Raw genomic sequence first — 26,063 nt, forward strand, 5'->3', positions numbered from 1 at the left:
ACTTATTTCACGAGATACTTCTATATTCGTTTTAAATAAAAAATCGATAACATTATAGCTCTTTATGCTACTAAATAGTAGCTAACATTGCTGTTTACAGAATACTTCTATATCAGCTTATACCCATAAAGCTGGTTCCGAATGTAAGGAAGTTTACTTTCCAAACTCCATCTTTTTTAACTAGATCCATATTATACATTCTTGCTTCTTTTTGTACATCAGATCTCAATGAGTATTTAACCATAGCCTTCTCCTTATCTATAATCTGAATATTTTCTACCTTGTAATACAAATTATAGGCTTGTCCATTAGATTGTTGATCTAAATTAGTAGCTGCTGCTATGGTTCTACTTAAACTATCGAAATACTCTTTGTTTTTTTGCTCATCTGAATTTTCAAGAAAACTATATTCCATTGTACCTTTAAAGTCATTTCCTAAAAATGCTGTGAGAAACTTATCGGAAGTGCTCTTTATGTCAGTTTCACTGCTTGATGCTTTAAAGAACATATTACTTCCATATTTATTGAGATAAGCTTGATTGGAAAACGCAGCAATAACAATAGCACTAATTGATCCCAAATATATTATGATACAAATAATAAGGACTCCTAAACTTGTGCCGCCTTTTTTGCTTATCACTTGCTGTTTGTTCGAATACTTGCTGTTGTTTTTAATTGCAATAATCTTCCTTTTTGAATGCTCATAATACAATTTATCACTAAACAGCGCTAATAATAAGGATACTGCTATGTTCAATGGTAGTGTGTATTGATCTGGAAGCAATTGTATTATAACTCCCAATAAAATCCAAATACCAATCCCGTATAAATACATCTTTCTATACATTAACCACAAGGTTGCACAAAATAAAGCGGACCAGTTCCAGCCTATACTGGAGCTATTGCCAGGTTTCCTAAACTTTGACCATTTTTCATTACAATATTTATATCTTTTATTTCCAACGAATAGCCCTAATTCTTCACTTGTAATACCATCTGAAAAAATATCATACCTATTCGAATCACTGCTTATAACTGGTATATCCCAAACTTGCTCTCCACAGTTATAACAAATACTATTACCTTCCGTAATTTCATTACCGCAATTATTGCAGTACATAGCATATCACCTCATAACATTTTTATAATTTCTTAATACCATTTGCAAGTTCAGCTATTTTTATTAACCAGTTTTTATAGGCTTTATTCTTTATTATTCTACAAATTTTAGTCAAGTTATATGCAATTGCATCCTAATTATACACTACGGTTCAATATTTTACCATATATTTCGAATATATCAATTAAACTTTGTATGTTTATACCAAATATTTTCTTTTTCACCATTAAACCAAAATACTTTTCTACTTATTTGTCTGGTTGCACATCACCCAAAGGACCATTCTGAAACAACTTTATCCCTATTTTCTAAAGGAGCTGTTCCTTCAATTACATTTGTCATATCATCTCTAATTCCATCTTCTGAAATTATTTCCTCAGTGGTTTCAATATTCAAAGTAGGATCCTTCTTCTTTTTCCTACCACCTCTCCTGTTTTTTATTTCAAAGGTCTTAGGGTTGTATTCTACTAAATTATTCTTATCACTTTCATCAGCTTCACTGCCATCTGTTAAAACAACCTTAGTATTAGTGGTTTTTATATCATCTTCGGTAGCCTGTCCACCATTTCTTATTGCTTTATCCGTGTCTTGGTCAGTTTTCAAATCATCTTTAGTATTTTCTACCTTGTCAATTGAGTCCTGATTAATTTGAATATCATTGTTTTTCATATCATGATTTTCACTCTTACCTATTTCTTTTTCTTTGACCTTAATATTTTGATGCTTGGCGAAATTTTTCACCCTATATACATTTCCATCAGCGAACTCCATCATTTCTAGCTCTATAAACAATTCTAATGCCAGTTTAACTTGACCACTGTCCCTATTAAACTCTATTGCTAAGGTCTCTACTGTATAGGGGATGTTCTTTGAAAGAAACAGCTCACCCTCTAAATTAACCTTACCTGCTAGCATTACAAGTCTATTCCATATGTAGTGAATAACATCTCTTTCTGGCTTCATATCAATTATCTTAAATTTAGTATCCTCATACATATCAACTCTAAATTTCACATATTTTCTTTCTCTCATATATCTCATTCCCCTTACTTTTTATTTCACAGATAACTTATTTTATCTTTCAGTTAATATATATGCTTTAGTAAGGTGAGATTTGGGAAATTATTAATAAAATTTTTTATAATTCCTTTAGATATCTAAATCATATTGTATAGGAGATATATAAAAATAATGTAATCGAGTAGGAGCTGAATAATTATTTTATTCAGCGTCCTCTCACACCACCGTGCGTACCGGTCTGGTACACGGCGGTTCCTTAAGTTGATTGAATTTTAATATATTGACGCACTAGGCTTTTCAATCCTATGTCCGAGAAGAATTGATTTGTAAGAGTTGTGTTTAAAATCGCACTATTTGCTACTCGCCAGTATCCTTTACGGGTATTGGCAAACTTTATAGCTTGATAGTGTTCAAGTCCCAGCTTCTTAAGGTTTTTATATCTAGTTCTAACTTTCTTCCACTGTTTCCATATACACATTCTTAATCTTTGCCTTATCCAAATATCTATGTGTTCTACTATTCCTTTGCATTTGGCTATTCCATAATAGTTAATCCACCCAACATTAATTAAGTTAAGCTTCTCTATTCTTTGTTCCAAAGTCATCGGTTTTGACCTAGATAGTATCTCTTTGATTTTATCTTTATGTCGACTCAGTGATTGCTTTGATATAGATGCATATGCTTTTCCATACATTAGGTTTAATGTAAATCCTAGAAATTTTCTTCTCCAAGGTCTATCTACTGCACTCTTCTGTCTATTTACTTTAAGTTTGAGCTTGCCTTCAATAAAAGCAGTTATGTTCTCCATGACTCTTTTACCTGCTCTCTCACTTTTAACATAGATATTACAGTCGTCCATGTAGCGACAGAATTTATGACCTCTCATTTCTAACTCTTTATCTAGTTCATCTAGCATTATGTTAGATAACAATGGACTCAACGGTCCTCCTTGTGGAGTTCCTTCTTCATTTCTTACCACTACACCATTTATCATTATTCCTGACTGAAGGTATTTCCTTATTAGGGATAATACTCTCTTATCCTTAATGCTTCTTGATAATTTATACATTAAGATATCATGGTTAACCTTATCAAAGAATTTCTCTAAGTCCATATCAACAACCCACCTATAGCCATCATTGATATATTGCTCTGCTTTCTTAATTGCGTCTTTAGCACCTCTTTGAGGGCGGAAACCAAAGCTACTTTCAGAAAATCTTCTATCATAGATACTATTTAATTCTTGAGCAATAGCTTGTTGGATAAGTCTATCCAAAACTGTAGGTATACCTAAGAGTCTAGTACCACCATTAGGTTTTGGTATTTCTACTCTTCTAACTGGCATTGGTCTATACTCACCATTAAGAATACTCTCTCTAATAGATACCCAGTTTGTTTTCAGAAATTGTTTAAGTTCATAAACTGTCATTCCGTCCACGCCATGGCTACCTTTATTAGATATTACTCTTTTAAGAGCCAAGTTCATATTATCCTTGTATAATATCCTTTCTAGTGAGCCATATTCAAATCCACTGATTTTCTCCTTTGAGTTGCCGAGAATTCTCTATGCACTCTTTGCTTATCTTCGAGTTCCACTCTATCTTGGGCACTAGAGCCTAAATATTTAGTTTTCTGCAATCTTTGAGTACTCTGCGAAACTTTCAAACTTGAAAACCTCCTTAAAGTTCAGTCCTTCATCCGCTATCGCGATTAGCGGAGTTACTATGACTTCTGCTGACTTCTGATAGTTCAATTACATATCACTATGTAGGTTATCGCTTTAGAAATTCATCTTATCAGCAATGTATCTATCAGACCTCCCCAGGTAAGAACAACAACCTTCATCTCATATATCTGCTACATTTACTCCTAGAAATTTGGGATAGTGTAGGACTTTGTTTTGTTTTGCAAACTCGTCCGTCCCTAGTAAGCCTTATATGTAGTTCGTATCCCTCAGACCGAGATTTTGCCTTAGGCTTCCTTCAGATTCCACCTCACGATGGACACCCTTGCCCTTAGCTAGTGGTTCCCACTACCAAGCCCACAGCGGACTTTCACCGCCAAGTTGTTGCCCATGCTGGGCACACAAAAATAAAAGGCAATCTTTGTGGATTGCCTTTTATGGGTCATATAAGAATATTGTATATTAAGTTTACTGGAGATTATGCTTACAACCTACCACTGTTACTTATTTTTTTCTAACACATAAATTATATTCATTCCACAATCCAGTGTTCCTTGCAGTTTAGTGAAAGCAAGTTCTTTTTCTACAATAAGTTTCCAAAATTCTTTATCTTGCCTAGCATTTTCTAATGCAGAATCGCCAGCTTATGTAAATAAACCAGCCGAACTTCGCTCTTTTATAGTAACAGGAAAATCAGCAAATAGCTCATCCATTTCTGAACTTCTCATCATATGGACATAATGCTTACTTGGTACAGGATAGTGCTCTTCATCCTGAATACCTGTGTTAAATACCCACTTTGTAGCTTCAAGTCCAAATTGGTCTTTTTCGTACCTAATGCCATCTAAATAATATAGTGATGCACCGATAAAACTCATAGCACCTACAATCAATGTTCCACCTGGCTTTAGAACTCTTAACATTTCATTTATTCCGTCTTTTTCCTTATCTAAAAGATAGTTAATTACTCCGCCAATACAAACGATACAATCAAAAGAGGAATCTTCAAAAATCCCCATATCAAGCACATCTAATACACAAAACCTCTTGATTTTATCAAACAATGAAAGTTCCTTCATTTTCGATTTATTAAATTCTATCTGATGTGAAGATATATCTCCTACCGTTAGTTCCTTGCACAGCTTCACAATATCTTTTGTGTATCGTCCAGAACCAGCACCTATTTCTAAAACCTTGTCATTATGGTTGATATAACGCTTCAATATATCATAATGCACCTGGTAAAGAAGTTCTCCATGTCCATCTTTTTCAAGACGAGTCCATTCACGGTCTCCATAATTATCATATTTGTTTTTTGGGATTTCGGGGTTGTAACTCATAAAAGCAGCTCCTTATCACTTTTAGATTTATAATCGTCATAATATCACTAATGCCAGTAATATCGCTTTCACTCATACCACCACCACCTCTCAAAATATAAACAATCTGTAGTTCGCATTATCCTACAATTGCATCTTTAGTTTATTATACCAAATACGGATAATTAAGTATATAGATCCTTTTGATTTTCAATACTATTCTTTAACAGAATTCAGATCATCTATTTCAGCAAACCTAAATTCAACCATACTATAACCTCCAAAGATAACACATACTAATCATGGTTAATATGATTTTTTCTTATCTAATCTTACCACGAACACTGAACTTGAAATCATTACTTAGATACATAACGTTTAATTTTTCATTTTAATTTTAAGTAGCACATTTATAAAAACACTAATTATCACTATAAAATATTTTTTATATCCTGCCAGTTTTCGGCCTTAAAATGTATCATCTCTTTACTTGGTAAATCACTCTCACTATAATAACGCTTGTACCATATAGGATATATACCTGCTGCACTAGCTCCTTGCAGATCACAGATAACATCATCTCCAATATGCCATGCTTCTACTGAAGAAATTCCAGCTTTCTTCAAAGCAATATTAAACAGATGAGGTTTTGGCTTAGCAACTCCATAGTCAGCACTTGATATAATAAACTCCATATTATTATATGGAAGAATTTCATCTAATCTATCTTTAATTATTGTGTCTTGAAACAGATTATTGGTAATGACAGCAGTTCTTATATTTTTCTCACTTAAAAAGCCCAAAAACTCTTGTACTCCCTCAGTAGCTTTATATAAGTTGCAATGTTTCCAAAATAATTCTGCAGCTTCAATATAGGAAATACTAAGCAGTACGCCATTCTTCTCAAGTAAATATCGTAAGGTAACTGAAAATGGTATCTCAATAGATGAGTTCAGTATAGCTTCTCTAGTATCCATATGAATCTCTCTTTTATATGTACAATACTCATCTACTAACATGGAGGAGGTTATATTATTATCATTTCTAATCGCCATATCAAGTACAGCCTGAAATCCGCAATTTTGACTATGCATTTTATCTTTAACATTAACAACCAGAGTATTACCCCAATCGAAAAAAATAATTTTAGGCTTTTTTCTCATAATAATACTCCTATAAATTACCCTGTAGTAAGCTAACTTGGTAAGCCCATCCCCTTAGTAGACATATTATCTAATGTTATCATATACTTTTATACCTTTCTCTGTACAAATAAGATTATTTCCTAATAATTATATAAACTGCCCAATTATTATACTTTTATTTTTATTTGTAAACAAAGATGGCGATTTACTTTCTCTTATTAACTGTAACAAATTAAACTGTACTTCATCATCAATGGATGGTTTAGAATCAAATATATTATCTTTCTCAGAAAATTTAATTAACAAACTTTAAACACCCCCATAAATTCGTATTATTATTCAAGAATACAGAATATCAATACATATTTCAAGTATTTAGCACAATTTCATATAAATTGATTCCCTGGTTTTAAAATCCTTTAGCTTTATATCATAATGATATGTACGTGATTGCACCAATAAATGTTTGCATTTTACGCTATCTTTTTCTGTATTAAATAACTGTAGCCACTTAAACCAGTACATATAGTTAGCAAGGTACTTGGTTACAACCCCAGTAAATCTATCCATCCACTTTTTGAGTTTGCTACGAAAAGTAGGAATTGATATTGATTTAATAATTCATAATGATGACCATAAAATATTACTTTCAATATATCCCATCTTCGCCAGTTATTTTATAATAAAATCCATATATTTATTGTTGGAGTTTATCCGATAGATATAAATAGATTTCTCATTATTATAAAAACCACTTTGTGTGTTTTAAATTTAACTCTATATGATGACAAAGACCTTGAGACTATATCAAATTTAAATACATATTCTACCTTTGTCTCATGTAATTATAGTTTTCACATAAAAAAAGAAAGGCTATACCTTTATGCACGAAACCGTATAGTCTTTCTTTTTTTATTTTTATTTAATTTATATCATAAGATAATTCTCAAAAGTTAGTAGAACAATATTAATTATTAGCTCTAGTTATATTTTTTGTTATTACATTTCTTACAAATTCAATATCGATTTCGTTTAGCTCTGCTATATATTCTATAGCAAGTCCTTTATTATACTGTTTCAATATCAGTTCTTTTATTGCTTCATTTCTACCTTCTTCTCTTCCCTCTTCAATTTTTTCTCTATCTCTCTCTAATAAAGTCATAAATTCTACCTCCACTGAAATATCATTTTTAACTTCCTGCACTCTTTTATGAATAGCAATAACAAACTAAAAAACTATGCTAAACTAATTTAAGCATAGTTTTTTAGTTTTAAAGCTTCAACCTCTTTGCTTTATCATAATATTCACCGTTTGAAGTGGGACATTAGCTCCGTCCCCATGTCCCTATCCTTATAGTACATATAGATACATATCTAAACTTCTGTCTACAGCTTCTGCAATTATTTCAATAAAGTCATCCACCCTACCTTCAGTACTAGCTACTTCTAAGGCTTTCATATATCTATCCCTATCCTCAGTCCTCACTACTGATATTGGATACCCACTTCTCATCAAAATTATATTCATCAGAAGTCTTGCTGTTCTTCCATTTCCATCAATAAAAGGGTGAATATATACAAACTTAAAATGAAATTCTGCAGCTATTTCAATCGGATGTTTCTTTTCCTTATTGGCATTATACCAATCAACCAATTCTATCATTCTTTCCTTGACTAAAAAATGTTCAACAGGTATATGCTTACTACCACTAATAAGTACATTAGTTTTTCTATACTCTCCGGCATTTTTATTATCGATACTTTTTAGTATTATATAATGTAGATCTCTAATAACTCTTTCCGATATATCTAAATTTTTACTTATAATATCATCAACATAATCAATAGCTTCTTTATGATTAATAACCTCCAAGTGTTCTCTCAGGCTCTTACCCTTGCCTATTGTAAGTCCATCTTCTAATATAACCTTAGTTTCAGTTATTGTAAGGGTATTGCCTTCTATTGCATTAGAATTATAAGTGAGCTCAACATCAAAATATTTCTTTAAGTTTTCTAATGCTGCACTATTTAAAGGTCTTTTGCTATCAAGTAATCTCTTTTTCTCATCTATTTGCTTAAACATAAATTTCACCCCTATACAATCCTATCCTAATATATTATAGATATATTATTGCACATATAATATAAAATAAAAAGCTGTTCTTACAAAAGGTGTATATTATTTACTAGGATTAATTTATTTCATTTAGTTAATTTTCGAATTATCATGAACCTTATTAGATCAAGACATAAGGTTTTCTAATATTTCGCTATTGGATATATTTAACTTTGATAGACTATAAAATAAGTAAACTAATTAATACTAACTTCTATACTCTTACTATCTTCAAAATTTACTATCAACTTATTCACATCATCTGGTACACCATTAAATCTTTGTTTTACAATTACTTTGCCATCACTTTCATTAAATTCGGTTGAAATACTATCTATATTAACTCCCTTATCTGTATATAGATCTACTTTTTGTTTTGTCGAATTCAATGGCATTTCCATCTCAATAAATGTATTAAGTTTACTCAGCGTTACTTTCTTTAATACAATATCTCCATGTCTTATTGACGGAGTTATAACTTTAACTCCTTCTCCATTTAAGGTAACAGGCACAGAGAACTTCCAGTTTCCTCTTACGATATTATTATCTTCTGTACCATTCAAGGATAGTGCACCTATAGTTATGCCTAAATTAAAGTTCTTAGGTACATTTCCATTTAAGTTTTTAAAAAGATAACTTTCAACTCCAATAAACGTCTTATTATCAATAAACTTACCTTCAAGCCCTGCCTTTCCGCCATTATCCAAATTACCTTTGTTAAAACTAGTTTTCGCATATTCATCATATATTAAAAGTTGAGTATCCTTAGTATTAACAAATGCTTCTTTACTTTTTACGACAAAGGATACATAAACCCCATATTCATCGCAAAGAACTTCTTGTAAAGTCAAACTAACATCCTTGTCTGTAATAGTCTTATTAATGCTTTTATTTTCTTTATAATTGCCTCTTATTCCTATAAGTTGTTTTAACTCACTGAAAATATTTCCAGAGTATTCAATAGATTTGGCTCCTACACATATGGAAGTGATACTAATAGTTGTAACTAAACAAATCGAAGCCGCTATCGCAAACTTTTTTTTGTATCTCTTTTTATCTTCTTTGTATTTCTCTCCTCTTTTAACAGCATTTTCAGTCAATATATCAATATCATCTGGAAGTTTTATACCATCTAAACTATTCATTGTTTATTCCTCCAATAAATTAACTTTTAAAGATTTTAGTGCTCTATGAATATATGATTTAACTGTATTTTCTGAACATCCCATAACTCTTGCAACATCTCTTATAGACATATCTTGCATATATCTTAGGATTATTGCAGTTTTGTGCTTAACATTCAAACTATCTAGAGCCTTATACAAATCAATATTGGCTAATATGTTGGCATGGTCATTATCATTCATAATGTATTGATTATCTTCCATAAGAACAACCTTATTACTTTTATGAAAGCTATCCTTAATGTTATTAATTAGAATCCTAGTTATCCAAGTCTTAAAATATTCAGGCTTCTTTAACTTATGAATACTTATAAATGCTTTATAAACTGTTTCCTGATATATATCTGATGCTTCATGCTGATTTTTTACATATAAATAAGCTGTTTTATATAAATATTCCTTGTAATCATCTATTATTGACTCAAAAGCCTCCTTACTGCCTTTTATTGCACTTTCTACTAGGTTATCATCTGAAGTCACTATGTTATCAGTTTTGATTCTATTTATTTTACTAGCTTGAATGCCTTCCATTGACTTCCTCCTATCTTATTTGCAATACGTATTGTCTTCGAATTCATATATTAGACTTACAAGGATATCTAAAAGTTGCACTAGTTTTAACTTTTATTATTGTATAGTTGTACTTCATTTACCTTATAACCTCATATTATCTCAATACCACAGCTGTCACATAAATTTAATTGAACTTCCTCAGCCCAGGTGCAGGACTTAATATCATTCAAGGTTTTCTCTAAATACTGTAGTTGTTCTATTGGAATATGGATTATTAAAGTATTAATTTTCTCCTTAAGCGATTGATTTCTTTCTGACTTATATCTTCTTACCTCACCGATTATTTGTTTTATGCTTTCTCCAAAGTTTAATATAGCTTCATTGTTATGCTCTGCTTTCATATTCCACAGCATTTTATGGATTGATATCTGTTTTTCAAAGTCTTTATAATATGCTTGATAAATTTCTTCTGTAATATGAGGAACATATATGGAATATAGTTTCAGGATCTCCAAGAGTACTGTATAAATTGTATACTGCCCTGATAATCTTTCTTCTTTTCCATGTATCTCTGGTTTATATAGTCTGTCTTTAACTATTTCGAGATAATTATCACAAAAATCACTCCAGAAGAACTCATCTATATCATGCTTTGCAAGGCCTATCTCATAATGGTTTAAATTTTCTACTGCATCAGCTTCTAACACCTTAATTTTCTCTATAATCCATTGATCAATTGGTAGTAGCTCCTTTGGCTTATTTCCATCAAAGTCCTGTAACTGCATGATACAAAAACTTGCGGCGTTCCAAAGTTTAGTTAAAAACCTTTTTGAAATTTTAAGCTCCTCTTCAGAAAACATGGTATCAGTTCCTAGCTTTGCTCCTGCAGCCCAGTATCTAAGTGAATCTGCTGAATGTCTTTCTATTAGCTCTCTTGGTGAGGATGACGCATTGTTCTTTGACTTGCTTATTTTTTCACCCTTCTTAGCTAAAACGAATCCACAGATCATTATATCTTTCCATGGAAGCTTCCCAGTATGAAATAGACTTCTTACAATGGTATAAAATGCCCAGGTTCTTATTATCTCATGTGCTTGTGTTCTCATTCCCATTGGTATAAGTTTATCGCTAAAATCCTCCTCACTACCATATTTTGAATTTACAAGTGGTGAAAGCGAGGATGTTGCCCAAGTGTCTAATACTGCTGTTTCAGGTATAAATTCTGTGCTGCCGCAGCTACATGCTTCTGAAGGGTTTGCTTCCATTGGATTTATTGGGAGCTCCTCATCCTTTGCAAATATAACTTTCCCGCATTTACTACAATACCAAAGCGGAAATGGTATTCCAAAGTATCTTTGTCTTGAAATACACCAATCCCATTTTAGATTTTCTACCCATAATACATACCTATTTTTCATAGAGGCTGGATACCAGTTAATCTCATCTGCCGCTTGTAGGTATCTTTCTCTTTCACTTAAAATATCTATATACCACTGCTTTGAAGGTATTATCTCTATTGGTTTACCACATCTTTCATGAGTTGAAACCGTATGAGCTATAACTTCGCTTTTTCTTAAAAGATTGTTCTCCTTTAGAAGCTCTATTATTTTCTCTCTTGCAGTAAAAACTGTGAGATCACTAATAAAGGGAACCTTATCTGATATTCTGCCATTACTTTCTATAACTTTTCTGAAGGGTAACTTGTGCTTTTCATACCATTCTGTATCTGTTATATCTCCGAAGGTGGCACACATTACTACGCCTGTTCCTTTATCCAAGCTAACCTTTTCATCTGCAAGAATTGGTATTTCATAGTTGTACAGAGGAACCAAAGACTTTTTCCCTAAATAGTTTAAATATCTTTTATCTTCAGGGTTTATAAATAAACATACACATCCATATAATAGTTCCGGTCTTGTGGTTGCAACTATTAATTCATCACCATCTACAGTAAAAGGTATATAATTAAAGGTGGTTTCCTTGTCTGCACTGTCAAGTTCAGCCTGTGCTATAGAAGTCTGGCAAGTTGTACACCATAAAACAGGTGATTCCTTAATATATGCCTTACCACACTTAGCCATATCTAAAAATGCCTTTTGAGAAAGCCTCCTTACCCTAGGATTAATTGTTTCATATTGAAGACTCCAGTCTACACTGAACCCCATTGCCATCCAAAGCTTCTTGAAGTCTTCTTCGTATTTTTTAGTTGTTAAAAGGCACCTTTCAATGAACTCACTTCTTGGCATAGTTGCAGCTCTAGTATTCTCTTCTTTTTCTACAAGTCTTTCTGTTGGAAGGCCATTGTCGTCAAAGCCAAAGGGATAAAATACATTTTTGCCCTGCATCCTATGAAACCTAGCTATAATCTCAGCCTGGGTATAGGAAAATATGTGTCCTATGTGAAGACTTCCACTTATAGTTGGTGGAGGGGTATCTATTGAAAAAGTCTCCTTATCACTTTCATAGTCATATTTATATATATCATTTTTATACCAATATTCTTGCCATTTTAGCTCAAACTCACTTGGGTTATATTTTTTACTTAACATTATTAATACCTCCTATTTTGCTTTCTTTCTAACTGCGCAATTAGAAGAAAAATAAAGTTTTGCTAATATCAGCATTTAGTGTTCTGCTTATACCAACTCACAGCTTTCTATGTGGGTAAGTAATAAAAAGTCTCTGAAGCGACTTTCTTTAACATTAAAAAAACCTTCATCCTATATAAAGGACGAAGGTTGAATCTCCGTGGTACCACCTAATTTTGTACAAATGCACACACTCAATATAGTACGGGCATATCTGCCGATACTACTTCCCTTTTAACAGTGGGAACTATGTTAGAACCTAATCGTAAAAAATCGCTAATGCGACCTTCTTTAGTGAATTTCATAAAGAATTACTTTCAGCCTAAAGCTCCGAGGCTACCTTCATTACATTCATCATGGGAAATTTCCACCACCATTCCCTCTCTTTATTTCAAAACTGTAATTACTCTTCCTCATCAATGCCATTATTTGTATTATATTAAATATAATATAAACAATTATATTTATTGTCAACATAAATTTAAAAATAATTTATGTGCTACATTTCTCAATTTTGCCTTTTAACATAACAAAATCATATTAATTGCTTGTACAAGCTCATAAAAGCATCAGACCAATTAATTTCAACACAATGCTTTAATAGCGCTTATTCTAATATTATTATGCCTACTCCTAGCTAATAGTATTCTAAAATTAGAGCTTATATTTTCATTATATTTTACTTCATTGAAGCTTACCTTTATTGGGCAAAACCATGTTTCTATTTCTCTTGTATTATTTAAAATCATATTATTTAACTTCTATTTACGACTGCCATAAACTAAATGCCAATGAAGATGCTTGGAATCCTGATACTCTCCCAAATTTGTGATTACTCTACAGGCTCCATGCTCAGATACTATATCTGCAGCAACTTTCTTTACCACGCTAAGTAGCTCTAGTAAAAGCTCATTTTCTTCTTCGGTAACTGTAATCAAAGAAGATATGTGTTTCTTTGGAATAACTACTATATGTTTTTCATAGGCTGGCTTAGTGTGATAATAGGCAAGCACATTATCTGTTTCAAATACCTTTGTTACCTCTGTTTTTCCACTTAACACTTGTTCACAATAAAAATCACTAATCATCTTATAATCTCCTTCAGATATCTAGTGCACTCGCTTGTACACGGATTGATTTTATTTATTTCTACCTACAAATTTTTTATATAACTCCTAAAAAAGTTTTTCGCTCAGAAGCCACAGTGGTTTTAATAATATATTTCCGATTGATGTGACATCTTTAGCTAAAACTTTATTAACGTTAATTCAATGTTATTACAATTATACCATATAATCACTATATTATTATAGCCTAACTCTCACATAAAGCTTTGCTTCATATCTATATTCATAATGCTTTATCATTTTCCAACATCAAGGTAAAATATAGAATAAGTTCAGTATAATGTAAGAATACAAATAATATAGCTGCATGCTCATTATATAAGAGTATTGGAGCAGATGAACCAGAAATAAATGATGAAATTATTTATACCTACAGATATGGATTATGATTTTTTAATTGCTTATGATATAATTTATAAAGTGTAAATTTAGCCAATTTTTCAACAAGTTGCCTAAAAATACTGCTTATATCATCACTATTTTTTAATAAAGGTTTATTTAAAATCATACTAATTCACCTTCTAAGGAGCAAAAAATATTATGAGAATCAATACATTGAAGTTTCTTTTAAAAAGCACTTTAAAAAATATTAAGAGACATTCTAGTACCTTTATTTCATGTACTATTACAGTAATGTTAACCCTATTTATTTTAGAGATGTTTGTGTTAGCAACCATGAATCTTAGAACAGGAGTTGTTAGTGTCTATACTAAATATGAAGTGCAAGCTACTTTAAAGGGTAATCTCTCAATAACCGAAAAAAAAGATATAGATAGAAGTATAAACGCTCTAACTACTCCAACTAATGTTACTCTTTTAGATGACCCTTTTGCAGCAAACTATATAATTAGAGTAAGTAGACCAGATGATGTAGCTAAAATGGAATCTCAGCTTAGTAGTATTCAGGGGATAGATAGGATAACTGATGATAAAGCAATTCCTCCGACGATTATATCATTAAGTAAGGTAATTATATTAATAGGCTCAGTGATATTTGTTCTCCTTATTACAGCAATATTCTTTCTAATTAAACGTGTATTGAGACTTGCAATTCATACAAGAATTGATGAAATTAATATAATGCAGTACCTTGGTGCAACCGATTGGTTTATTAAATTGCCTGTTGTATTTGAAGCTATTTCCATTGGTTTTTTAGGTGCCGCTATATCAGTAATAGCAGTTTATTTTTCATACGTCTCCTTATATGATCAAATAAAGATTTTCTTAGGAAAAACCTTCATTGAATTTATACTTCCAGCATTTATATGCACAACTATGTCTTGGAGTTTTATCCTTATTGGGATACTTATAACTACTATCTCAAGTATGTTTATAATAAGAAAATATTTAGTAATTTAAAAATTATTGCTCATAGGATTTTGAAGGTATTCTATTGTGTAGCTTAAATAATAATCCTTTAATTACTTTCTTATAGGTATTTTAACTTTCTATATCATATAAAACACCTGAAAAATCAAAATTGGGAACCTTACCCTCTTTATATCCCCATACTGATTTGTTATCCCATACAAAAGCATCTTTGCCTAAATGATTCTTAATATTATTCTTAACATTATCATCTATAACTTGAAATAGACTTTCTGATGCTTGTACAGAAATAATTTCTTCTGTTATTGCTTTAGCTTTATGACATGGTGTAGATAAAAGCTTCTCTTTCCCAAACATCTCAACGTAAGGTTTACCGTAAATATTCAACCATCTAATCTCAGGCAACCTAATTTTAACATTAATTGCCTCTTTCCAATTAGGCTCTCCGGTTCTTGTGATATTTCCATAGACAGGTTCAATTATCTTTATAAGCTCTTTACATAACCAAAGGAAACGTTCAAAATTATTATCCTGCATTAAGTAATTGGAACCAACAGAAAATTGCATAATATTAAATCTAGGATTAACCTTAAGCTTATCCCAATTAAAATTATAAAAAACTCTATCTTCACTTTTTGATTTCATCATTAGGCTTCCTGAAGCTTGATTATATATCGCAAGATTTCTGTTAACTTCTTGGTGCATCCATATCCTTACCGGTGCTGATAAATCCTCGACTTCATACTTAAATCTTAATGGCTCAGAGAATGCATAAATATCTGGAACAAAAGGAGTACTATTTATTCTTTCTAATATACTTAAAGCTAGGCTTTCATCCTGGAAGTCTTTCGTACTTTGAATACTAAAAATAATCTTTTCAATTTTGTTCATCTTATTCCCCCATAAACCCAATTTGTCGGAATATTTACTTATTGATTTAATTTGCTATGGTAATTTATCTTTCTAAATAAATAATAACTCATTTAACCTAATTTATACAAATTAGTAGGTGTTTCTTTGACAATAATTATTTTAATTTATTCCTTCTATTGGTTATAGGAACTTCTCATTTTCTCACCTGAAATACTTTAGCTGAATATATTAATACCAGCTCAAATAATTATTTTAGGAGTATCTAATGATATCGAAGCAAACATTTATCAATCAATCCCTGGAGTTGAATCTATTCTTTCTGAGAATTATGAAAGAGCATTCTATATTCTTAGAAGCTGCCTTTGGTATAAAAGACAGAAATTTAATTGATCAAGCAGATGCCTTTAAAAATGAATTTACTAGATTACTTTCTCATGCAATTTATTTATCAGATGGCGTTGTTCCTTCTATAGTATTAAGGTCCAATGAAATCGTCACTAAGTATACATCAGAAGCTGAGAAGGCAACTCAATTTGCAACAGGAATTTTCATAGACTCAAGCCTTACTGCCAGTGAACTATCATTGTCACCAAGTATGTATAATAGAGATATTTCTACGTTGACAGATCATGTTTATACCTTAAATCAGCATTCTATAGCAGCAACAAATATGATAATCCGATTTAAAAGTGATCTTAAAAACAATGTATCCTCATGCAGACTTTTCACTACAGCCTATCCTCTCTTAATAGATCACATACTGAGGGAAGCAATATTCTTTACAGAATTACTAACAAGATTACAAAATGGTATAGCCATTGATATTAAAAAAGATATACTAGAACAAGAGACCTTCTGGAATAGAATAATGTCTGAACACTCATTCTTTATTAGGGGCTTATTAGATCCTACTGAAGTAGAATTGTTTGATATAACTAATAATTTTGGAAAGGAATTTGAAATACTTAGAAAAGAAGCCTCTGCCATGAATAAATCCTCCTTTGATTTATCTGGCTTAACAGAAAAAACCTTGGAGGAAACTATAAAGCTTAGAAACTTTAAAGCTCAGGGGACTGAAGGTCTTTTGGCCTGCAAGATAAAATCAATAATTGTACCACTATTAGGAGATCATGTACTTAGAGAAGCCAACCATTATTTGAATCTATTACAATCCTATAATAATATATAAAAGACCTTATAAAGTAAAGGATTAAATAAGTAACCTAATGGTTATTCATATAATCCTTTATATTTTTTTACTATTTACCTATATCCATATCTAAGCTTATATAGTTTTTTCTTTTCTATTAAATATTAAAGTTCCAAGCAAACAGAATAATGCAAGCTGTATTGAAATTATCAGAAAACTAGATGATATTGAAATATTGGGATTCTTCATAGTTCTAGATAAATCACCTGTTATTATACTTACTCCATCAAAGTAACCAGCAAAAATTATATTATATAAAGCTTTAATAGACTCAGAATCGCTTCTAGCAATAACATTTGTAAACAAACTTACTCCTACACAGACTACAAAATTGATACTTACAGATAATATTGAATTCTTCGCTATGGTAGATACCATCATTATAAATCCGCATGCACACACCATATATAATACTTGCAGGCCTATTCCCAACATTAACATTTTCCAGATTGGTAATAGGTACATACTTCCATGTACAAGTGATACACCGTTTAATAAATCATTTTGATATTTTCCTCCAACAATATTAGGTAACTGAGGGTTTTCAAAGCCCATCATTAATCCTAAAATTAAGAAATTTACCAATTCCACTAGCAGCACTGAACCAACAGTTAAGATATTAAGTGCAATAAATTTTGATAAGTATATTTTCATTTTAGAAACTGGGCGTACTAGCAGCATTCTTATGGTCATAGGATTGAATTCACCAGCTATTGAATCAGAGATAATTACTACTACAAATATTGGTATAAAGAACATACTAAGCAGTCTTATAACATTCATAATTAGATTAAAGGCTTTATCTTTATCCCCACTATAGGTAGGTTCTATATTTTTGTCTAAACATATTTGGTACATTTTCTTACTAATTTCTAAGCTATCTTTATCTTCTGTTTTTCCGCTGGACAAGTTAGAAAGCTTAGCATCAATATCTGATATTTTTCTTTGAGCCAAGGCCTTCCAGTCTAAATCCTTATTATCAACTTGAAACTGTAGCTCCTTATTAGATGACTCTATATCTTTAATTTTATTTTTAATATCCTTCTTTTGATTTTCATTATTACTTTTCTCAAGATTAACTTTCAAATCATCGATAAACTTTTGATTCTGTTTGATTCTGTTTTCAGGACTTGAGGAGCTTCGATTGTCTAAAGCATATAGATTGGCAAAAAACATTGCTATGACTAGCATAAATAGCATTATGATGGTTTTCTTTTTCTTTATTTCCTTTAACAATTCATTTTTTATAAGCTTGTACATATCTATTTCCCTTCTTCTCTTAATACATCAAAAAATTCTGCTTCTAGATTCTTCTTTACTTCGCTTATATAATATATATCGATATCCTTAGTTACTGACAGCTTAATCACATCTTTAATGCTATTTTTCTTTATGGTCAAATAGATGTTATCCTTATTTATATTGCATTGCTCTACATATTCTTCAATCTCCAGTAAATCGTGAAATTCATTTATCCTAGAACATCTAATAACGTAGTTTTCATATTCTTCTGACTCGTTACCCATGACTTTTTCCTTAATTATCTGTCCGTTATTTATAAAAATCACCTTTTGGCATATGTTCTCAATCTCCGATAATATATGGGAAGATATAAATATAGTACATCCACTTTGATTTATATCCTTAAGTATATTTCTAAACTCAACTATCCCCTGGGGATCTAATCCATTGGTAGGCTCATCTAGTATTAGTATTTTAGGATTCATTATAATAGCCTGAGCTAGTGCTAATCTTTGCTTCATACCTAAAGAATACGCTTTTACCTTCTTATCTAAACTATCATGTATACCAACCTTCTTAGCAACTTTAATTAGATTTTCTTTAGCTATGTGTTTATACATATTGGCTATAATTTGCAAGTTTTCTCTTCCTGTTAAATACTCATAAAAATAAGGAGTTTCAATTGTGCATCCTATTTTCTCCAAGGCACGTTCTCTATTTTTCTTTACATCATAACCCATTATTGTAACATTTCCTTTAGTAGACGGAATCAGTCCTACCATGATCTTCATCAAGGTACTCTTACCAGCACCATTAGGGCCTACAAAGCCTATTATTTCATTTTCTCTTATGGTAATATTAATATTTTTTAAGGCTCTTTGTTTATGATAATCCTTATATAAGTTTTTAACCTCTAAAACATTCATAGATACCCTTCCTTCTGAAACTATTGCTTGTTAAAAGCTGAAAATTACTATAGCCTATTATTAAGTTTTATATCTACTTAACAAATAATTATAATTTAAGAGTCAATTAATCCAGAACCTTAGTGTTATTAATATAAGCTATTGTAATTGAGCTTCTATCTCACTGATATCCCAGTTCTTCATCCTAGTTTTATAAACCTCATGCATCTTTTCAAGATTTATATCATTAAACTCTAACCATTCGTACTTATCATGTTCATCAGACAACTGTAAACTGCCAGCTTTTATCTTACACAAATAGATAACTCCAGTTATCTGATAGTCCGTTGCAATAAAGTTCCATGTATCCAAAAGTTTTATAGGTTCCGCTATAAAGCTAGTCTCTTCCTTAACTTCTCTTATTACTGTTTCCTCTGCAGTTTCTCCGAACTCCATTCTTCCTCCTGGAAGTTCATATAGATTATGTTTTGCTATACTCTTGTGTAGAGCCAAATACTTACCTTCAAAAAATATAAGAGCCTTTGCTGCAAATTCTATTTTTCTATTATCCATTTTAACAATCCTCACTTTTTTCTTATTTCTTTAAGAATAGATAAATCACTGTAGTAATATTTGGTATAGTTTTCTTCTACCTATCATAATAAGCACTTTTATTCCAACCCTTACCGCGTCTAGTTCATCAGCAATAGTTCATTTATACTTTATTCTATAAATAGCAATAATTCCCTTCTAAATAATACATTTTATAATTAGCTCTTTGATTTTTATGAAAACCACTTTGTGAGTTGTAACTTTATTACTATATGCTGACAAAGACTTTTACACTATATAAATTTTTTTAAACATATTCTCCCTTTGTCCAATCTAAATTAAAGTTTTCACATGAAAAAAGAAAGACTATAGCTTTTAAGCATGAAAAGCTATAGTCTTTCTTTTTTATTTTTATTTAATTTATATCATAATATAACTCTCAAACGGTAGTAGAACTCTATCAATTATTAGCTCTAGGTGTATTTTTTGTTATTACATTTCTTACATATTCAATATCGATTTCATTTAGCTCTGCTATATACTCTATAGAAAGTCCTTTATTATACTGTTTCAATATCAGTTCTTTTATTGCTTCTTTTCTTCCCTCTTCAATTTTCTCTCTATCTCTCTCTAAAAGAGTCATATATGATCTTAATTGTGCTTCGCACTTTTTCAATAGGTGCACCTCCACCGAAATATCATTTTTAACTTCCTGTACCTTTTTGTGAAGTCTTCTCACAAGACTCCCTTTTGAATGCTTTACTGTATCTTCTGTAGAATTCTCTACATATTCAAGAAATTCCAACAACTCTTCACTTAAATCATTCATGATTCCTTTTGTACTTAATATTATTTTTTGAGTTTCATCAGCTAATATTATACTACTATCTTCTAAGCATATATTTTCAAATGTATACTTATGTCTACCTGCATTGAAGTAATCAAATGTGCAGATAAATATTATATAGCTTTTTGTTAGTTTAGTATAATCTTCTCCTTTATTTATTAAGTCCAAATCTATACTACCTTGATAATATCTCAATCTTTTAGGCAAACTTCTATGTTTTCCCCTTTGCATCTCTACATTATAAACTGTATTATTCTCATCCTTAACATAAACATCAAGTCTAATCCCCTTACTTTCAAGCAATAAGTCTATAGTTTTCTGTTCTTCAACCATTTCTACTTTTTCTATTTCAACTTCTAAAATCTTTTCTAATAATTCTTTACAAACATGTTTATCACTCATAACCTTCGCAAACAAAAAATCATCCTCAAGGTTTAATTCCTTTAAAGTTTTATTCATTACTATAACCTTACCTTATCTTTATCTTTTGTATTAATTATTAACATCATTATAGCTAATTAACCATTATATTTCAATATGATCTAGCATTTAGGAATAGTTCCCTACAAGTAGGTATGTTTTATAATTAGCTTTTTGATTTTTATCTAAACCACTTTGTGAGTCTTAACTTTATCACTCTATGCTGACAAAGACTTTTACACTATATAAATTTTTTTAAACATATTCTCCCTTTGTCCCATCTAATTAAAGTTTTCACATGAAAGAAAGACTATATCTTTTCAACATGAGAAGGTATAGTCTTTCTTGTTTATCTTAGCGTTTTTCTTAAACTCAGAGTCTGTTTAAAATTTGCTCCATATTAAAAGGATTTTGAAGTGTACAATATAACCTATATTATTAAGAGCATCCTGATCAATCGTCCCATGTACTTATTTATAACTTATTCCATTTGGCTCAGCATCTACCTGGATATTTTGAATAACTTTATTTGTACTATTGTCTATCACGCTTACTGTATTATCGTACATATTTGTCACATAAACATATTTATTATCAGGGGTGACAACTACTCCATGTGCTCCTTTTCCTGTTACTATGGTTTCAACCACTTGCTTTGTTGCCATATCTATTTTTGAAACAGTGTTTGAAGGATTATCTTCTGTTCCTTGATTTGCAACAAAGGCATACTTATCATCTGGCTCTAGGTAAACCTGAACAGGTCCTTTACTAACAGCTACCCTTTGAACATTTTCCGATGCTAAATCAACTATAGCCAGTGAGTTCTCACTATTTATTGTTACTACCAAGGTCTTGCCATCTTTTGTTATACCTGTAGTTACTGGAGTTTTTCCGACCTTAAGCTTTTTTATTTCCTTTCTATTTTCAACATCTACTACACTCACAGTATCTTCACCCATATTAGCAACATAGGCATACTTACTATCACTGGATATTCTAAAGCCATGAGGCCCATTGCCTACAGGAATATTAGTTATAAGGTTATAAGTATGAGCATCTAACAGTGCTACATTATTATCCGCATTGTTTGTTACTAGTACATACTTTCCATCCTCAGTGAAGACTACGTGAGCTGGATGATTGCCTACCTCCACCTTTTTTATAAGTTTTCCTGTTTCAGCATCATAAAATACAACAGATCCAGGCTTACTCATATTCATAGATTGATCTTCCTTTTGTCCTTTTTCCATCTTTACAGGCAATGTATAGGCAAATACTTTACCATTCGGTGATACCTGCACATTATGTGGAGTCCCTTCATCCTTAATGGTCCCTATAACCTTATATGATGCAGCATCAATTATTGAAACAGTACCACTTTCATTGGCAGTATAAATCAAGTTTTTGTTTTGTCCTGCTACAGTACCAGATTGGCTTGGCTGTTTCTCACTGTGATTCATATCCATATTCATATTTGTATCCTTGCTCTTATTTGCATTGCTACAAGCTACTAATAAAATCACTATTATTAGTGAACTTGCAATTAATCCTATGTACCTAAACCTTTTCAATTTCCTTCATCCTCTCGTTAGTTAATTAGTTCGGTATGACATTATTCTAAGTAAGCTTGTAAGTTTACCATGTATCTCTAGTTGTAAAGAGGCTACTTTCTGTTAAAAAGTTTCTCCTTATATGACTTTATTATGTATGAATTTCCAATAATACTTGAAAGAAAAAGGATTCTTTAGAATTCCATTATTTTATTAGCTGTTCCTATACAGCAAAAGACTTCTAATCCTCATACTAGAGATCAGAAGTCTTCAATAAATTTCTTGTAATACATTAAGTTATTAGTTAATTTACTTCTAAGAGCTTTTCAAAATCAGGATTATTCTGTTCTAATTACAAATTCACATAAAACTACACTTACCCCATTATCTACAAAATATTAACTGATGCTTTACATTACAAAAGTTTCATTAAATTCGAGTAGTAAGCTTTAACATTGTATTCTTGTAACCCAGATACCTGCCCATCTCCTAACTCCATTACAACCCATTGTCCATCTGCTTTTTTAGCAATATCAACAGTGAAAAAATTACTTTTTATATTCATCAAATTTCTTACAATATCATCAACAAATTCAGGATATTCATTTATATTTTCGCCATTCCAATACCCAATTGTACATACTACTTTATAATTAAATATAAATAGTCTTAATTCATTTGAAATAGGCATTCCACTCTTCTCATGAAACCCTGTTGACTCCAATTCAATGAATTCCCTGAAAACAATACCTTTATTTAGATATTCGCCTTGACCATTAATAAAATTATTTACTACTTTCAATGCATTTTCTGTTTCTTTAGCATTTGGAATATAACAACTTTCAAACCATTCATGTTTACGAGATTTTACATAGTCTTTAACTATTACTGGTTCTTCATTAAACTCCTTCAGCATATCTATTATCTCTTTCTCTTCAGGAATACCCTTACTCCAAATTGTTCTAGGAGTTAATTTTTCAAGATGCTCATACCAATTGGGTAAGTAATGAGTATTTACATATTCTTGTGGAGTGTTTATAAGATAATAGTTTTTATCTGCAAGATTAGTATATAAACATTCATAATCCTCAGGTTTAAGCATCCATCCTCTATAAATCACCCTATTTATCTCTTCACTCTGAAGAATCTTTACTTTCTTCAAGTCAACTAAATCTTCATAACTAAATAGAAGCACATTAAGTCCAAGACCTTTTGCTTGTTCATATTCATCCTCGTAATCCATATCAGGCTTGTTCCTATTTAGTGGATCACTGCAATATAGAAATGTAGTATTATAATTTTTAAAAAGCAACTGGTCTTTAAGTATATCTTTCCTATATGCATTTTCATCAACTAATAATCCTATGGTTTGCTGATTATTGCCTTCAATCATTCTCATGATTTCTATTTCTAAAACTTTGACTTTTTCTCCTGTCAATGTTATTAATGCATCTCCTACTTTGACAACACCTTTATATGTCCCAACTATTACTGTTCCACGGCCTTTAATATCAAGTATATCGTGAACCTTAAATACAAAATTGTTTTCCATCTCTTTTTCCTCACTCTCCATACATCTATAGGAGTCATATTATACGTCATCTAATCCCAAAAAGTTTTCTACCATTAAAATAGATGTTATTCTATCAACTTCATTTGCTAAAGAAAAATTTTGCTTTATGATACTATTATTATAGATTTTCTCATGTTACTTGTAAATATATGGCACATAGTTAATGGGTAATTTAAGATGCGATCTTATATTATTTAATAATATGATGAAAAATTAGTAGTGTAATCTTAAACACAATATAAATTAAGTGGCACTAATTGGTTTCAAATGATATAATTACAAATAAAAAAATAATATTTACCAATATAGTAAGATTAATAACATTTTGGGGGTATTTTAATGAACTATTGTTTAGAAAACTGTAGCGAATTAGATAAGGACTTTATTTATAATGTAAAAAAGCAATCAATATATAATTATGTTGAAAATATTTGGGGATGGGATGAAGAATATCAAGTTAAAGATTTCGAATCTGATTTTAATATAGAAAACTTTAAAGTTATTGTAGCTGATGATAAATATATTGGCTTTATACAGCTAAATGAGGATATTTCAAATGTTAATATTACAGAGATTCATATTATTCCTGAATATCAAGGTAACGGTACTGGATTTGATATAATAAACAATATTATTGAACAGGCAATTAAAGATGATAAAACTATTAGCATTGGATGCTTTATTGATAATATTCGTGCAAAGCAATTATATGAACGAATTGGGTTTAAAGTGGTATCAATAACAGATACTCATTATGAAATGAAGTACTTTATTTCATAATTCTTGTAAATTACATTTGGCTATGTAGAGATTTCTCTCTAACACCAAAGTATCACAGGCTACCTGTATAACATCACCCAAGCCTTTTAGCCATCTCTTATTTTCTTGTAATTTAGCAAGAGCTGGCTCTAAGCGTATTTCTACAGCTTTGTTTAAATAGCTTTTCCAACTATAGTCACAGCTATCCAGTATCCATTTAGCTGAATTGGTCTTTCCAGTAACATTATAGCTTTTGAGCCAATATATTGATTGGCTTATTAAAAATAGCCAGTCCATAGAATGAATATCCTCATCTGTAGTTTTAGCATACTTTCTTATGGTATCAATCATGTTATTTACCTGACTTAGCATTTCCTCATCACTTGGATATGGCAATTCATTTCTTAAATCTTTACCGAAAATTAAATATCCTTTATGTATTAACCCTTTAAGAGAAAAACCAGCTAATCCATATCTTTTATTTAACCTATCCTTTGAGGTACCCCAATATATTACATTAGACTCCATATCATTCTGAATTGCCTTTAGTGAAATTACCTCCCCCTCCAAAACTGATAGGTATGGATGATTTAACTTCTTAAATTCACTTCTAAGTATAGAAAACTTTTTAAAGTCATCTTCAGTTATAGTCTTATCTACTATTATAAAAAAGTCTAAATCACTGTATCCAATATGAAAATCATCATAAATTGCAGAGCCGAAGCAATAGGCAGATACTACAGTATTATTTAAAATGGTATTGGCTTTATCAACAAATTCTTCAAGAGCTTTTATCGCTTTATAATCCATTCTTCTCTCCTTTTATTCTTATTGTAGCTTTTATGCTAAAATAAGTTATTAGCATAGCAAGAAGGCCTCATTCTCCGATTTATAGGTTTGTTTTGTATAAATTTATATTTATTTTTGACGTATACTTCTTATAGAACAACGTAATCAAGTAAACTCACTTAATGTAATGTAGCCTTA

General features: G+C 30.8%; 24 protein-coding genes and 1 other annotated feature. Of the genes, 3 read left to right on the plus strand and 21 right to left on the minus strand.

Annotated features, from left to right (window positions below; all coding sequences use genetic code 11):
* Positions 1 to 112: 112 nt before the first annotated feature.
* The 13 genes from C1I91_RS15995 to C1I91_RS16055 all read right to left on the minus strand — a co-directional run bounded on the left by C1I91_RS15995 (position 113) and on the right by C1I91_RS16055 (position 13,777).
* Positions 113 to 1,120 (minus strand): DUF2628 domain-containing protein, encoded by a 1,008-nt coding sequence (locus C1I91_RS15995; RefSeq protein ID WP_128213757.1) that lies wholly within the window; start codon positions 1,118 to 1,120, stop codon positions 113 to 115.
* A gap of 267 nt (positions 1,121 to 1,387) precedes the next feature.
* Positions 1,388 to 2,152 (minus strand): phage replisome organizer N-terminal domain-containing protein, encoded by a 765-nt coding sequence (locus C1I91_RS16000; RefSeq protein WP_128213758.1) that lies wholly within the window; start codon positions 2,150 to 2,152, stop codon positions 1,388 to 1,390.
* Positions 2,153 to 2,396: 244 nt separating this feature from the next.
* A complete protein-coding gene (gene ltrA, locus C1I91_RS16005; RefSeq protein WP_128213759.1) occupies positions 2,397 to 3,626 on the minus strand; it encodes a group II intron reverse transcriptase/maturase in 1,230 nt (409 codons plus the stop codon).
* A gap of 23 nt (positions 3,627 to 3,649) precedes the next feature.
* Entirely contained in the window at positions 3,650 to 3,805 is a 156-nt protein-coding gene (locus tag C1I91_RS28240; RefSeq protein ID WP_164880558.1) for a hypothetical protein, read from the minus strand.
* Positions 3,806 to 4,468: 663 nt separating this feature from the next.
* A complete protein-coding gene (locus C1I91_RS16015; protein WP_238475799.1) occupies positions 4,469 to 5,164 on the minus strand; it encodes a class I SAM-dependent methyltransferase in 696 nt (231 codons plus the stop codon).
* Positions 5,165 to 5,574: 410 nt separating this feature from the next.
* Positions 5,575 to 6,306, minus strand: a complete 732-nt coding sequence (locus C1I91_RS16020; protein WP_128213760.1) for an HAD family hydrolase — start codon at positions 6,304 to 6,306, stop codon at positions 5,575 to 5,577.
* Between the two features lie 129 nt (positions 6,307 to 6,435).
* A complete protein-coding gene (locus C1I91_RS16025) occupies positions 6,436 to 6,594 on the minus strand; it encodes a hypothetical protein (protein ID WP_238475800.1) in 159 nt (52 codons plus the stop codon).
* 661 nt (positions 6,595 to 7,255) lie between these two features.
* Positions 7,256 to 7,450, minus strand: a complete 195-nt coding sequence (locus tag C1I91_RS28990) for a hypothetical protein (protein ID WP_128213761.1) — start codon at positions 7,448 to 7,450, stop codon at positions 7,256 to 7,258.
* A 189-nt stretch (positions 7,451 to 7,639) separates the two neighbouring features.
* On the minus strand, positions 7,640 to 8,371 hold the full coding sequence (locus tag C1I91_RS16035; RefSeq protein WP_128213762.1) for a Fic family protein: 732 nt from the start codon (positions 8,369 to 8,371) through the stop codon (positions 7,640 to 7,642).
* A 230-nt stretch (positions 8,372 to 8,601) separates the two neighbouring features.
* Positions 8,602 to 9,549, minus strand: coding sequence for a DUF4179 domain-containing protein (locus tag C1I91_RS16040; RefSeq protein WP_128213763.1), 948 nt, complete (start codon positions 9,547 to 9,549; stop codon positions 8,602 to 8,604).
* A 3-nt stretch (positions 9,550 to 9,552) separates the two neighbouring features.
* On the minus strand, positions 9,553 to 10,119 hold the full coding sequence (locus C1I91_RS16045) for a sigma-70 family RNA polymerase sigma factor (RefSeq protein WP_128213764.1): 567 nt from the start codon (positions 10,117 to 10,119) through the stop codon (positions 9,553 to 9,555).
* 131 nt (positions 10,120 to 10,250) lie between these two features.
* Positions 10,251 to 12,650, minus strand: coding sequence for a valine--tRNA ligase (locus C1I91_RS16050; RefSeq protein ID WP_128213765.1), 2,400 nt, complete (start codon positions 12,648 to 12,650; stop codon positions 10,251 to 10,253).
* A 175-nt stretch (positions 12,651 to 12,825) separates the two neighbouring features.
* Positions 12,826 to 13,118: a binding site (T-box leader), on the minus strand.
* A gap of 332 nt (positions 13,119 to 13,450) precedes the next feature.
* Entirely contained in the window at positions 13,451 to 13,777 is a 327-nt protein-coding gene (locus C1I91_RS16055) for an HIT domain-containing protein (RefSeq protein WP_128213766.1), read from the minus strand.
* Between the two features lie 579 nt (positions 13,778 to 14,356).
* On the opposite strand from C1I91_RS16055, the gene C1I91_RS16060 reads away from it, so the two are divergent.
* Entirely contained in the window at positions 14,357 to 15,175 is an 819-nt protein-coding gene (locus C1I91_RS16060; RefSeq protein WP_128213767.1) for an FtsX-like permease family protein, read from the plus strand.
* Positions 15,176 to 15,256: 81 nt separating this feature from the next.
* On the opposite strand, the gene C1I91_RS16065 is transcribed toward C1I91_RS16060, so the two are convergent.
* A complete protein-coding gene (locus C1I91_RS16065; RefSeq protein ID WP_128213768.1) occupies positions 15,257 to 16,036 on the minus strand; it encodes a hypothetical protein in 780 nt (259 codons plus the stop codon).
* Between the two features lie 247 nt (positions 16,037 to 16,283).
* Here C1I91_RS16065 and C1I91_RS16070 point away from each other — a divergent pair, with 247 nt between their 5' ends.
* Positions 16,284 to 17,207 carry a DUF2935 domain-containing protein gene (locus C1I91_RS16070; protein ID WP_128213769.1) on the plus strand — a complete coding sequence of 308 codons (924 nt, stop codon included), beginning with the start codon at positions 16,284 to 16,286 and terminating at the stop codon, positions 17,205 to 17,207.
* A 96-nt stretch (positions 17,208 to 17,303) separates the two neighbouring features.
* Here the strand turns inward: C1I91_RS16070 and C1I91_RS16075 are convergent, their stop codons facing one another.
* The 6 genes from C1I91_RS16075 to C1I91_RS16100 all read right to left on the minus strand — a co-directional run bounded on the left by C1I91_RS16075 (position 17,304) and on the right by C1I91_RS16100 (position 24,317).
* Positions 17,304 to 18,488: an ABC transporter permease gene (locus tag C1I91_RS16075; RefSeq protein WP_128213770.1), complete on the minus strand. Its 1,185-nt coding sequence runs from the start codon at positions 18,486 to 18,488 to the stop codon at positions 17,304 to 17,306.
* A 2-nt stretch (positions 18,489 to 18,490) separates the two neighbouring features.
* Entirely contained in the window at positions 18,491 to 19,396 is a 906-nt protein-coding gene (locus C1I91_RS16080) for an ABC transporter ATP-binding protein (protein ID WP_128213771.1), read from the minus strand.
* Positions 19,397 to 19,534: 138 nt separating this feature from the next.
* Positions 19,535 to 19,948 (minus strand): NUDIX hydrolase, encoded by a 414-nt coding sequence (locus tag C1I91_RS16085; protein ID WP_128213772.1) that lies wholly within the window; start codon positions 19,946 to 19,948, stop codon positions 19,535 to 19,537.
* 439 nt (positions 19,949 to 20,387) lie between these two features.
* Positions 20,388 to 21,233, minus strand: a complete 846-nt coding sequence (locus tag C1I91_RS16090) for an Rpn family recombination-promoting nuclease/putative transposase (RefSeq protein WP_205694221.1) — start codon at positions 21,231 to 21,233, stop codon at positions 20,388 to 20,390.
* Positions 21,234 to 21,664: 431 nt separating this feature from the next.
* A complete protein-coding gene (locus C1I91_RS16095; protein WP_238475801.1) occupies positions 21,665 to 22,765 on the minus strand; it encodes a YVTN family beta-propeller repeat protein in 1,101 nt (366 codons plus the stop codon).
* Positions 22,766 to 23,159: 394 nt separating this feature from the next.
* A complete protein-coding gene (locus tag C1I91_RS16100; RefSeq protein WP_238475802.1) occupies positions 23,160 to 24,317 on the minus strand; it encodes an ATP-grasp domain-containing protein in 1,158 nt (385 codons plus the stop codon).
* A gap of 339 nt (positions 24,318 to 24,656) precedes the next feature.
* Between C1I91_RS16100 and C1I91_RS16105 the strand changes: the two genes are divergently transcribed.
* Complete coding sequence (locus tag C1I91_RS16105) at positions 24,657 to 25,097, plus strand: GNAT family N-acetyltransferase (protein WP_128213773.1); 441 nt, start codon at positions 24,657 to 24,659, stop codon at positions 25,095 to 25,097.
* Here the strand turns inward: C1I91_RS16105 and C1I91_RS16110 are convergent.
* Complete coding sequence (locus tag C1I91_RS16110; protein WP_128213774.1) at positions 25,092 to 25,886, minus strand: nucleotidyltransferase domain-containing protein; 795 nt, start codon at positions 25,884 to 25,886, stop codon at positions 25,092 to 25,094. The genes C1I91_RS16105 and C1I91_RS16110 overlap by 6 nt on opposite strands.
* Positions 25,887 to 26,063 lie beyond the last annotated feature (177 nt).

The organism is Clostridium manihotivorum (assembly GCF_004015185.1).
Lineage (GTDB): Bacteria > Bacillota > Clostridia > Clostridiales > Clostridiaceae > Clostridium_AR > Clostridium_AR manihotivorum.

Coding starts and splice junctions, on each gene's coding strand:
- C1I91_RS15995 (WP_128213757.1), bottom strand. CDS start 1,120: ATGTACTGCAATAATTGCGGTAATGAAATTACGGAAGGTAATAGTATT.
- C1I91_RS16000 (WP_128213758.1), bottom strand. CDS start 2,152: ATGAGAGAAAGAAAATATGTGAAATTTAGAGTTGATATGTATGAGGAT.
- ltrA (WP_128213759.1), bottom strand. CDS start 3,626: ATGAACTTGGCTCTTAAAAGAGTAATATCTAATAAAGGTAGCCATGGC.
- C1I91_RS16015 (WP_238475799.1), bottom strand. CDS start 5,164: ATGAGTTACAACCCCGAAATCCCAAAAAACAAATATGATAATTATGGA.
- C1I91_RS16020 (WP_128213760.1), bottom strand. CDS start 6,306: ATGAGAAAAAAGCCTAAAATTATTTTTTTCGATTGGGGTAATACTCTG.
- C1I91_RS28990 (WP_128213761.1), bottom strand. CDS start 7,450: ATGACTTTATTAGAGAGAGATAGAGAAAAAATTGAAGAGGGAAGAGAA.
- C1I91_RS16035 (WP_128213762.1), bottom strand. CDS start 8,371: ATGTTTAAGCAAATAGATGAGAAAAAGAGATTACTTGATAGCAAAAGA.
- C1I91_RS16040 (WP_128213763.1), bottom strand. CDS start 9,549: ATGAATAGTTTAGATGGTATAAAACTTCCAGATGATATTGATATATTG.
- C1I91_RS16045 (WP_128213764.1), bottom strand. CDS start 10,119: ATGGAAGGCATTCAAGCTAGTAAAATAAATAGAATCAAAACTGATAAC.
- C1I91_RS16050 (WP_128213765.1), bottom strand. CDS start 12,650: ATGTTAAGTAAAAAATATAACCCAAGTGAGTTTGAGCTAAAATGGCAA.
- C1I91_RS16055 (WP_128213766.1), bottom strand. CDS start 13,777: ATGATTAGTGATTTTTATTGTGAACAAGTGTTAAGTGGAAAAACAGAG.
- C1I91_RS16060 (WP_128213767.1), top strand. CDS start 14,357: ATGAGAATCAATACATTGAAGTTTCTTTTAAAAAGCACTTTAAAAAAT.
- C1I91_RS16065 (WP_128213768.1), bottom strand. CDS start 16,036: ATGAACAAAATTGAAAAGATTATTTTTAGTATTCAAAGTACGAAAGAC.
- C1I91_RS16070 (WP_128213769.1), top strand. CDS start 16,284: ATGATATCGAAGCAAACATTTATCAATCAATCCCTGGAGTTGAATCTA.
- C1I91_RS16075 (WP_128213770.1), bottom strand. CDS start 18,488: ATGTACAAGCTTATAAAAAATGAATTGTTAAAGGAAATAAAGAAAAAG.
- C1I91_RS16080 (WP_128213771.1), bottom strand. CDS start 19,396: ATGAATGTTTTAGAGGTTAAAAACTTATATAAGGATTATCATAAACAA.
- C1I91_RS16085 (WP_128213772.1), bottom strand. CDS start 19,948: ATGGATAATAGAAAAATAGAATTTGCAGCAAAGGCTCTTATATTTTTT.
- C1I91_RS16090 (WP_205694221.1), bottom strand. CDS start 21,233: ATGAATAAAACTTTAAAGGAATTAAACCTTGAGGATGATTTTTTGTTT.
- C1I91_RS16100 (WP_238475802.1), bottom strand. CDS start 24,317: ATGGAGAGTGAGGAAAAAGAGATGGAAAACAATTTTGTATTTAAGGTT.
- C1I91_RS16105 (WP_128213773.1), top strand. CDS start 24,657: ATGAACTATTGTTTAGAAAACTGTAGCGAATTAGATAAGGACTTTATT.
- C1I91_RS16110 (WP_128213774.1), bottom strand. CDS start 25,886: ATGGATTATAAAGCGATAAAAGCTCTTGAAGAATTTGTTGATAAAGCC.